Origin of the sequence: Thalassovita sp. (genome assembly GCF_965218685.1) — a bacterium.
Classification (GTDB): Bacteria; Pseudomonadota; Alphaproteobacteria; order Rhodobacterales; family Rhodobacteraceae; genus Thalassobius.
The window spans coordinates 452662-462225 of the sequence record NZ_OZ244657.1 but is presented as its reverse complement, the minus strand read 5'-3'; the positions used below and the strand labels follow the sequence as shown (position 1 = coordinate 462225).

At 61.9% G+C, this 9564-nt stretch carries 8 protein-coding genes; 2 read left to right on the top strand and 6 right to left on the bottom strand.

From position 1 onward, the window contains the following. Window positions 1–82: 82 nt before the first annotated feature. Complete coding sequence (locus ACOQOQ_RS02480; RefSeq protein WP_420568572.1) at window positions 83–490, top strand: hypothetical protein; 408 nt, start codon at window positions 83–85, stop codon at window positions 488–490. On the opposite strand, the gene ACOQOQ_RS02475 is transcribed toward ACOQOQ_RS02480, so the two are convergent. Next, window positions 487–942 (bottom strand): GNAT family N-acetyltransferase, encoded by a 456-nt coding sequence (locus ACOQOQ_RS02475; protein WP_420568571.1) that lies wholly within the window; start codon window positions 940–942, stop codon window positions 487–489. The two genes, ACOQOQ_RS02480 and ACOQOQ_RS02475, sit on opposite strands and share 4 nt — an antisense overlap. A 193-nt stretch (window positions 943–1135) precedes the next feature. Between ACOQOQ_RS02475 and smc the strand changes: the two genes are divergently transcribed. Next, entirely contained in the window at window positions 1136–4591 is a 3456-nt protein-coding gene (smc, locus tag ACOQOQ_RS02470) for a chromosome segregation protein SMC (protein WP_420568570.1), read from the top strand. A gap of 57 nt (window positions 4592–4648) precedes the next feature. On the opposite strand, the gene ACOQOQ_RS02465 is transcribed toward smc, so the two are convergent. From ACOQOQ_RS02465 to ACOQOQ_RS02445, 5 genes are read right to left on the bottom strand one after another with little or no spacing between them, the layout of a single operon-like run. After that, entirely contained in the window at window positions 4649–5197 is a 549-nt protein-coding gene (locus tag ACOQOQ_RS02465; protein ID WP_420568569.1) for a hypothetical protein, read from the bottom strand. Further along, window positions 5197–6378: a lytic murein transglycosylase gene (locus tag ACOQOQ_RS02460; protein WP_420568568.1), complete on the bottom strand. Its 1182-nt coding sequence runs from the start codon at window positions 6376–6378 to the stop codon at window positions 5197–5199. Before ACOQOQ_RS02460 ends, ACOQOQ_RS02465 begins: the two co-directional genes overlap by 1 nt. Before the next feature lie 60 nt (window positions 6379–6438). Continuing rightward, window positions 6439–7347, bottom strand: coding sequence for an adenosylcobinamide-phosphate synthase CbiB (gene cbiB / locus ACOQOQ_RS02455; protein ID WP_420568567.1), 909 nt, complete (start codon window positions 7345–7347; stop codon window positions 6439–6441). Continuing rightward, the gene (locus ACOQOQ_RS02450; RefSeq protein ID WP_420568566.1) at window positions 7344–8279 is read right to left on the bottom strand and encodes a threonine-phosphate decarboxylase; all 936 of its coding nucleotides are present in this window, start codon (window positions 8277–8279) and stop codon (window positions 7344–7346) included. Before ACOQOQ_RS02450 ends, cbiB begins: the two co-directional genes overlap by 4 nt. 60 nt (window positions 8280–8339) lie before the next feature. Next, window positions 8340–9317, bottom strand: a complete 978-nt coding sequence (locus tag ACOQOQ_RS02445) for a glutathione S-transferase family protein (protein WP_420568565.1) — start codon at window positions 9315–9317, stop codon at window positions 8340–8342. Window positions 9318–9564: the final 247 nt, after the last annotated feature.

The window sequence follows — 9564 nt, the reverse complement described above, 5'->3', positions numbered from 1 at the left end:
TGCAAATAATGGAATGTAAGTGCATCAGTTGTCGCAGGTGGTCATTAACCACGCGTTTACCCTGATACCGGACCCTGCAGACATGAGAGCCCTTGCTTGCCTGATCCTGCTTTGCGCCTGCGACACGCCCAGCCCGGATTTCTGGGGCGTAGAGGCTACGCGGGTCATGGTCCAGGGGACCACCTTTGATGTCCGGATCAAGGATCGAAAGGCCGAAGCGATTCGTCTGAATGCTGAACCAAGGCCCCGCTGGATGGTGATCGGCGCTAAGGCCGGGCTTGCGATCGAACGGGTGAGCGGATGCAAAATCAAGAAACTAGGCGGGGACCCGGCGGTCGTTCTGGCCAAGTTGAAATGCAAGAATGACCCGGACCAACAACGGTATCTGCCGCGAAACCTGACCTATGATTGCGACATCGACGACACCTATTTCAGTCGCGGCAGGGGTGTTGAGGTGACCGAGATGAACTGCGAGCTGGTGGAGCTTTAGCCCAGTGGTTTGGCCATGAACAGGCTGGCTGGATGGTCTTCGTAGTCGCCGAACGGACCGCGCCTGGTAAAGCCCAGAGCGTGATAAAGCGCCACGGCGGCGGCCAGTTTCTCTCCGGTTTCCAGCATGATTTCAGTGTGGCCGGTGGCGCGGGCTGTTGTTTCGAGCCGTGCCATCAAGGCCCGGGCCGCGCCAGTGCCACGCGATGCAGGGTCAACGAAAAGACGTTTCACCTCGCCGTAATCGCCCAAATCCACCAGCGCAACGCATCCTATCGCATGTCCGTCCAGACGCGCGACAAGGAAAGAAATCGCCGGATCATCCAGCTGCTTTGCGGAAAAGGTAAAGCATTCATCAGGCGTATAAACCGCGCGCAGTGCCTGTTCCGAACCCTCGATCAAGCGATGAGCATCATCGGTCAGCGGGCTTTCCTGGTGGATTGTCAGGGGCATGCGGGCCTTTCTGTTTTCGCTTAGTTTTCAGTACGGCCTTGGCACTCGTCAAGCGGCAAATCCCTGCCGATAATCGCAATATCTTGTGGATAACTGCGCCTTTCAGGCCATATCCGGGGGGAATACGTTGACTCGTGGGGGCGTGGCGGAACAGGATCAAGGTCAATCTGGAATCACCGGAGCGAATCCGCGCGTGCTTTTCACGAAACTCAGACTGACCGGCTTCAAAAGCTTTGTTGACCCGACCGATCTGCTGATCAAGGACGGGCTGACCGGTGTTGTTGGGCCCAACGGCTGCGGTAAGTCCAACCTGCTAGAGGCGCTGCGCTGGGTCATGGGGGAAAACCGGCCCAAGGCGATGCGTGGCGGCGGGATGGAAGACGTGATTTTCGCCGGGGCGTCCTCGCGTCCTGCCCGGAACTTCGCCGAGGTTTCGCTGATCATCGACAACGCGGATCGTTTGGCTCCCGCCGGGTTCAACGATGAAGACCAGCTGGAAATCGTGCGCCGTATCACGCGTGACGTGGGCAGCGCCTATAAGGTCAATACCAAGGATGTGCGGGCGCGGGACGTGCAGATGCTGTTCGCGGATGCCTCGACCGGGGCGCATTCTCCCGCTCTGGTTCGGCAGGGCCAGATCAGCGAACTGATCAACGCCAAGCCCAAGAATCGCCGCCGCATTCTGGAAGAGGCCGCTGGCATCTCGGGGCTGTATCAGCGCCGTCACGAGGCTGAGCTGAAGCTGAAAGGCGCCGAGCAGAACCTGGCCCGTGTCGACGATGTCGTGGAACAGCTGGCAAACCAGTTGTCTCAACTGGACCGTCAGGCCCGTCAGGCCGCGCGGTATCGGGCGATTGGCGAGGAATTGCGCAAGGCCGAGGGGCTGCTGCTGTATCGCCGTTGGCGCGAGGCAGACGAGGCTCGTCTGGCCGCCGAGGAAGAACTGCGCGAGCGGACGACGCTGGCCGCTCAGGCCGAAGGTGCAGCGCGTCAGGCAGCCAAGCTGCGGGCGGAAAAAGACGACGCTCTGCCGCCCCTGCGCGAGGAAGAGGCGATCGCGTCGGCCGTATTGCAGCGTCTTCAGGTGCAGCGTGACGCCTTGGGCGATCAAGAAGCCCGCGCCATCCAGACCATTGAAACCCTACGCAACCGTATCTTGCAGCTGAGCCGTGATATCGAACGCGAAGCCGGTCTGAACCGTGACGCGGGCGAGATGATCGAGCGGTTGGAATGGGAAGCCCGCGAGCTGCAGAAGGCGGGCGAGGGGCAAGCCGACAAATTGAACGAAGCTGCGGAAGCATCGCGCGAGGCAGCCAGCGTGTTGCAGGACCGCGAGGCTGATCTGGCCGAACGAACCGAAGATGTCGCGCGTCTGGCGGCCAAGCATCAGTCGGCGCATCGACTGCTTGACGACACTCGAAAAATGCTGGCCCGCGCTGAAGGCGAAGCTGCCAAAGCCAAGGAAGTCGTCAGCTCGGCGCAGTTGACGCTGGAAAACGCTCAGATCGAGTATGAGGCCGCGCAAGAGCAAGAGGCGATCGCGGTGGAAACCGTCGCCCATGCCGAAGAAACCCTGATGGAGGCCGAGGCTGCTCGGGCTGAAACACAGGCGCGCGAGGCGGACGTTCGGGCTGAACGGTCCGAGGCCGAAGGCGAGCTGAATGCGCTGCGCGCCGAGGTGACCGCATTGGCAAAATTGCTGGAGCGGGACACGGCCGAGGGCGGCCAGATCATGGATCGACTGCAGGTCGAACAGGGCTTTGAAAAGGCCTTGGGCGCGGCGCTGGCCGATGATTTGCGGGCGCCAGAGGTTGACGAGGATGGGCCGTCCGGCTGGACCGTGCTGCCCGAGTACGACACGCCCCCTGCGCTGCCTGCCGGGATCACACCCCTGTCGCGTCACGTGTCAGTGCCCGAAGTTCTGGCGCGGCGCATGTCCCAGATCGGGCTGGTTGGCGCAGAAGAGGCCGCGCGCCTGCAGTCGCAGCTTTTGCCCGGCCAGCGTTTGGTCAGCCTTGAAGGGGACTTGTGGCGTTGGGATGGCTATCGGGCATGGGCCGAAGATGCGCCCTCGGCCGCGGCCCTGCGTTTGCAGCAGCTAAACCGTTTGGAAGAACTGAAACAGCAGATGGAGCGGGCGACCGCGCGCGCGGATGCGGCCCGGCAGGCGCACGATACGCTGACCGAGCGTCTGACCGAATTGACCCATGCCGACCAGGCCGCCAGACAAGAGCGCCGGGACGCAGACCGGCTGGTGAACGAGGCGAACCGCAAGCTGAGCCGCGCCGAAGCCGATCGGAATCTGGCCGAATCCAAGCTGGAATCGATGGGCCTGGCCGTTGAACGCCACGAAGAAGACGCGATGGCCGCGCGGGTGCAGGTCAACGAGGCTGAGCGGGCGGTATCAGATCTGGACGATCTGGATGCGGCCCGCGCCTCGGTCGAGGATGTGAAAATGACGGTCGAGGCCGCTCGGATCACCATGATGTCGCGCCGCTCGGCCCACGATGAATTGCGCCGCGAGGGCGAAGCGCGGCTGCGCCGTTCGCAAGAGGTGACGAAAGAGCTGAGCGGTTGGCGGCACCGGCTGGAAACCGCCTCGACCCGAAGCGCCGAATTGGAAGAGCGCAAGCAAGCCTCGGAGGAGGAGCTGCTTGAAGCCACCGCCGCACCTGAAGAGATCGCAATCCAGCGCGAGGAGCTGGGCGAGGCAATCGATGCGGCCGAAGCGCGGCGCAAGCTGGCAGCAGACAAGCTGTCCGAGGCCGAAACCGAAGCGCGCGCTGCCGAGCAATCCGAACGTGATGCCGAACGTAGGGCCAGTGAGGCCCGTGAGGGGCGTGCCCGGTCCGAAGCGCGAGCCGATGCCGCGCGCGAGACCGTTACCGTTGCCGTGGATCGTATCGAAGAACAGCAAGACATCACGCCGCAAAAGCTGCTGGAAACGCTAGATGTGAACCCCGAACAGATGCCGCCTTCGGATCAGATCGAGGCGGATGTGAACCGCTTGAAGCGTCAGCGCGATGCTTTGGGTGCGGTGAACCTGCGGGCCGAGGAAGATGCCAAGGAAGTGCGCGAAGAGCACGGTAACCTGTTGTCGGAAAAGGCGGACCTGGAAGAGGCCATCAAGGCGTTGCGCGCAGGGATCGCCAGTTTGAACCGTGAGGGTCGCGAGCGGTTGCTGACGGCCTTCGAGCAGGTGAACAGCAACTTCACCACCTTGTTTCGACATCTGTTCGGTGGCGGTGAGGCAAACCTGGTTCTGGTTGAAAGCGACGACCCGTTGGAAGCGGGGCTGGAGATTATGTGCCAGCCTCCGGGTAAGAAACTGTCCACCCTGTCGCTGTTGTCCGGGGGAGAGCAAACGCTGACGGCGCTGGCGTTGATTTTTGCAGTGTTCCTGGCCAATCCGGCGCCGATCTGTGTGCTGGACGAGGTGGACGCACCATTGGATGATGCCAACGTGACCCGTTTTTGTGATCTGCTGGACGAAATGTGCCGACGGACAGAGACGCGATTCCTGATCATCACGCACCACGCTGTGACGATGGCGCGGATGGATCGGTTGTTCGGGGTGACCATGCAAGAGCAGGGTGTGAGCCAGCTGGTGAGCGTGGATCTGAAGAAGGCCGAGCAGCTGGTTGCTTGAGTCGGGGCCGGGGACGACGCTCGTTGCCTGCTGCAACATCGCCCCGCCCACCGTCCCTTAGGAGAGCTTGGTCAGCCGGTCTTGGGTGGTAACGGAGCCATCCTGGACGATTTTGCACAGCAGGCCGCGCAGGCGCAGGTGAATGTGTTCACGCTGGGTGATCCAGTCTTTGGCCGGGGTGCCGTAACGTTGCTTCCACTTGATGCAGGCGTCGTTGAAGACGTCCGAAACCTCGAGCACAGCAGTTCCTGCCTGAAGACGGCTGCCGACGGGCAAATTACCATACGAACAGTCCAGGTCGGCGACGATGGGATCGCCTGGGTGGGGTTGCGCGTCGCGGTCCAGCCAGACGGCGTTCATCACGCGCGTGGGCAGAATCGAGACCTGGATACGTGGATCTGGGCTGCCGTCGGGCAAGCGCATCCAAGGGCCGGTTTGCCAGCGTTCGCCGGGGATGCCTTGGGCGACGGTCAGGTCGAGTTTGGAGACAAACTCGCGTTCACCGAAGCCGGGCCGCCGGCACAGCATCTGGATGGGCGCCTTGTCCTTGGGGGCGGCCAGGACGTGGGGCATGGCCGCGCGCAGTTGGCCTGTAGTCGCCTGCATCACAGTTTGCCCAACAGTGCGGCAGTCGGCCAGGCGTCTGCAGGAAGGCCCAGGCGGATTTGTTCGTCCTGAACGGCCTTGCGGGTGCCAGCGCCAAGGATGCCGTCGATTTTGCCGACATCGTGGCCGCGTTTGGCCAGCTTGCGTTGTAGTTCCTTCATTTGCGAGCCACTGAGGCCGGGGTCTGGGTTGCGGGCGTCAAAGACGGGTGCTCCGGTTAGTCGGGTGGCAAAGTACCCAGCGGTCAGTACGTAGGTAAAACTTTGATTCCATTCAAAGAAGACGTGAAAGTTGGGGTATGCGGCAAAGGCGGGGCCTTTGTGGCCTTGTGGCAGGATGATGCTGACGGGCAGGTTGGTTTGCCATTGTCCGGCCCTTGGGCGCACCCCCATTTTTTCCCATTGCGATTGGCTGAGCGTGGTGTGAATACCGGTTTTCGACCAATCCATTCGGGCGGGGACGGTGACCTCTTGCAGCCAGGGTTGCCCCTTGTTCCAGCCAAGGTGGCTGAGCATCTTGCCCCCCGACATCAGCGCGTCCGGTGCCGAGGTTTTCAGGCGGACGTGACCGTCTCCGTCACCGTCTACGCCGTTGTCCAGAATATCCTGCGGCAGCATCTGCACCATGCCGATCTCGCCTGCCCAGGCACCTGTGGTGCGGGCGGGGTCGAAATCTCCGTTCTCATAGAGCTTTAGCGCGGCGAATATCTGGGGGCGGAACAGCGCGGGCCGGCGGCAATCATGGGCCAACGTGACCAGCGCGTTCAGCGTGTTGAAATCACCCTGAAAGGCGCCATAGTCCGTCTCGAATGCCCAAAAGGCCAAAAGGACGCCGCGGCTGACGCCGTATTTGCGTTCAACTTGGTCAAAGATCGCGTTGTATTTGCGGGCGTTTGATTGTCCGCGCTTCATCCGGTCAGCCGAGATTAAGCGTCGTGCGAACGAGGTGAAATCCATCTGGAACACACCTTGCGCGCGGTCAGCCTTCAGCACTTTGGGATCCTGGCGAACGCCTGCAAAGAAACGCTTAACGGTTTTGGAGCTGTGTCCGTCCGAGATCGCCTCGGCGCGTAATCCGTCCACGAAATTGGAAAACGCGCCGCCGCACGGGGCGGCCAATGTGGTTGTAGCGCTGAAAAGCAGGGCAGAAACGGTAACGCAGAGCGACTTGTGAAAACGCATGGGGGCCTCGGGTAAATGACTTTGGGCCGACCCTAGCAGGTGCCAAGCCTTTAGCGAAAGTCAGAAAAAACAGACGATCAGACCGATGACTAGGCTAAGCGCCAGCGCAGTGGCCCAGGTGCGCCACAAGGCTGCCACCGCAGAATCGATTGCATCCGGGCCCGGGGCGCGGTCTGCATGTGGGTTCACCCACGGAAAATCGCGCATCTGCCCGTCATACGAGCGGGGGCCGGACAGTGCAACGCTCAGGGCACGCGCCATCGCGGCCTCGGGCCAGCCTGCATTGGGCGAACGGTGACGTCGGGCCTCGGCGCGGATCAGGTGCCAGTCATTCTGCCCGTTGTGGGTCAGCGCGATCAGGGCAGCCGTAAGACGCGCGGGGATCAGGTTCAGCAAGTCGTCAAACCGCGCCGCCGCCCAGCCAAAGGATTGATGCCGAGCGGTTTTATAGCCGATCATGCTGTCGGCGGTGTTGGTGATCTTGTACAAAAGAAGGCCGGGCAGACCCGCCACAAGGAACCAGAAGGCAGGGGCGATAATCCCGTCTGAAAGGTTCTCGGCCGCTGACTCGATCGCGGCGCGGGTGACGGCGGGTGCATCCATTTCAGCGGTATCGCGCCCCACGATCATGGCGACCGAGCGGCGCCCCTCGGCCAATGAAAGGCGCAGCGCGTTGCCCACGGCTTGCACATGCTGCACCAGGGATTTTTGAGCCAGCAAAACGGCGGCCACGAGGATCTCGATCACCGGACCCAGTTGGGACAGTAGCGCACCAAGCAGAACAGCGCCAACGGACAGCGCGGCCACGGTCGCGATGCCTTTAAGGCGGCGATAGGACCCGTTGTTGAAACGTTTATCCGCCCAACCGATCAGGCGCCCCATCAAAACGGCGGGATGAGGCGCGCGGCTCCATAGCCATTTCGGCTCGCCCAGCAGCGCGTCCAAAATCATCGCGAAGAACAATGTCACAGGGCGGCCTCCAGTCGGGGCCAATCGGCGGGGGAGGGCAGGCCAAGGCGCAAGAAGTGGTCCGAGTATGGGAAGGTGCGCGTCCAGATGTGTTGGCGGGCCAAGCGGTCCTGCCACTGTGCAGCATTCGGGACGTGATAGAGCCGGAACAGGGAGGTTCCGCCTTGCAACTGGGCCCCGGCGTTCAGCATCAGTGTATCAAGGCGCGCGGCATCAGCTGTCAGACGCGCCCGGGTGGTTTCGGCCCAGTCTTGATCTGAAAGAGCCCGTGCGCCGATCGCCAGCGCGGGACCCGAAACAGGCCAAGGGCCAAGCGCGTTCCGCAGGGGCTCGATATCCTGCGGCTGGCCGATGGCAAAGCCAAGGCGGAGACCCGCCAGCCCCCAGAATTTCCCAAAGCTTTTCAGGACAATTCGACCAGGCTGGGCGGTTTCGCGGATCAGGGACCGGTCGGGCGCCTCATCGCAAAAGCTTTCGTCGATGATCGTCAAAGGCGCGGTCACGGTGTCGCGGTGGTGCCAAGTGCCCGTCGGATTGTTCGGGTGGACCAGAACACGGGCGTTGGCATCTGCCCCTCGCGTCCAACCGTAGGCCTCGAAGGCGGCCAGATGTTCGTTATAGGTGGGCTGAGGGATATCGACCCGCCCCGCAGGCCGCAGCAGCGGGATGCGGGCGATCAGCGCCGAGGCGCCGGGGGCAGCCAGGACCGAAGCCGTGTCAGGCACGTTCCAGAATTGGCGGGCAGCGCGTTCCAGCGCCTCGGCGGCGCCGGCGTCGGGCAGGGCGGTCCAGGCCTGCGCGGGCAGATCGCCCACCGGGTAGGGCACCGGATTGATCCCGGTGGACAGGTCAATCCAATCGCCTCGCGCCCCGCCATATCGTGCGGCGGCCGCGTCGATGCCTCCTCCGTGATCTCGGGTGTTGGTGGTCATGTGTGCCTCTGCCAGATCCTGGGGCGTTGAATGCCCGGAAACCGCAGGGAAAGACAAGGCCTAGTGCCCGCGGTTGTGCGGCTCATTGTAGTTCAAAACCGGGTTGATCGGCAGGATCCGGTAAGGATTTATCGTCTCGTGGCTGTAGTGATAATGGCGCACGATATGATCCAGATACGTAACCTGGGCCACTCCGGGCGTCTGATACAGCTCGCGGGTGAACCCCCACAGGTTGGGATAGTCAATCAGTCGCTTGCGGTTGCATTTGAAGTGCAAGTGATAGACCGGATCAAAGCGGATCAGGGTGGTGAAAAGACGCCAGTCGGCCTCGGTCTGTTGATCGCCCAGCAAATAGCGGTTCGAGGACAGGTGGGTTTCCAGCCACTCCAAGCTGTCGAACAGCGGGTGAACCGCCGCGTCATAGGCCTTTTGCGTGGTGGCAAAACCAGCCTTGTAGACACCGTTGTTCACCGTGTCGTAGATGCGGGTGTTGAACGCTTCGATCTTTGTGCGCTGCGCTTCGGGCCAGAAATCCAGCGTAATGCCGGTCAGCTTGTCAAAGGCGCTGTTGAACATTCGGATGATCTCGGCGCTTTCGTTCGAAACGATCGTGTTCGTCTGTTTGTCCCACAGCACAGGCACCGTCACTCGCCCCGAGATGTCATGTTGCGCGCGGGTGTAGATGTCGCGCAGGAACGGCAGGCCAAACAGTGTGTCGCCCGTGGCACCCGGAAAATCAGTCGCGAAGGTCCAGCCATCATCCAGCATGTCCGGATGTACGACCGAGATGCTTATATGGTCCGTCAGCCCCTTCAGAGCGCGAAAGATCAGGGTGCGATGCGCCCAGGGACAGGCGTGCGAGACATAAAGATGATAGCGCCCGCTTTCGGCCGCGAACCCGCCCGTACCGCTGGGGCCGGGTTGCCCGTCAGGGGTGATCCAGTTGCGAAAACTGGTGACTGAACGTACGAATTTTCCACCCGTTTTACTGGTGTCGTACCACGTGCTTTCCCATTTTCCGTCGACAAGCTGGCCCATAGAGGTATCTCCTTTGACCGGGGGTATAGGACATTGGTCGCGCCGCGAACAGCCCGCCAGCGCGCAGTTACGGTGCGTTGCTGCACATGCAAGAGAATCAGTTTTTTCACCGATTCCTAAGGACTTGGGTGTGAAACATTCTTGCGCGACCATGTAGGAAAGGGGTTTGCGGCCATGCTGCGCCGCCGCGTAAGCGGCGCTTGACGGCTGCGCTTATTGCGGCATGCTCTACTCATCTGGAAGGGGA

Coding starts and splice junctions, on each gene's coding strand:
- ACOQOQ_RS02480 (WP_420568572.1), top strand. CDS start 83: ATGAGAGCCCTTGCTTGCCTGATCCTGCTTTGCGCCTGCGACACGCCC.
- ACOQOQ_RS02475 (WP_420568571.1), bottom strand. CDS start 942: ATGCCCCTGACAATCCACCAGGAAAGCCCGCTGACCGATGATGCTCAT.
- ACOQOQ_RS02465 (WP_420568569.1), bottom strand. CDS start 5,197: ATGCAGGCGACTACAGGCCAACTGCGCGCGGCCATGCCCCACGTCCTG.
- ACOQOQ_RS02460 (WP_420568568.1), bottom strand. CDS start 6,378: ATGCGTTTTCACAAGTCGCTCTGCGTTACCGTTTCTGCCCTGCTTTTC.
- ACOQOQ_RS02450 (WP_420568566.1), bottom strand. CDS start 8,279: ATGACCACCAACACCCGAGATCACGGAGGAGGCATCGACGCGGCCGCC.
- ACOQOQ_RS02445 (WP_420568565.1), bottom strand. CDS start 9,317: ATGGGCCAGCTTGTCGACGGAAAATGGGAAAGCACGTGGTACGACACC.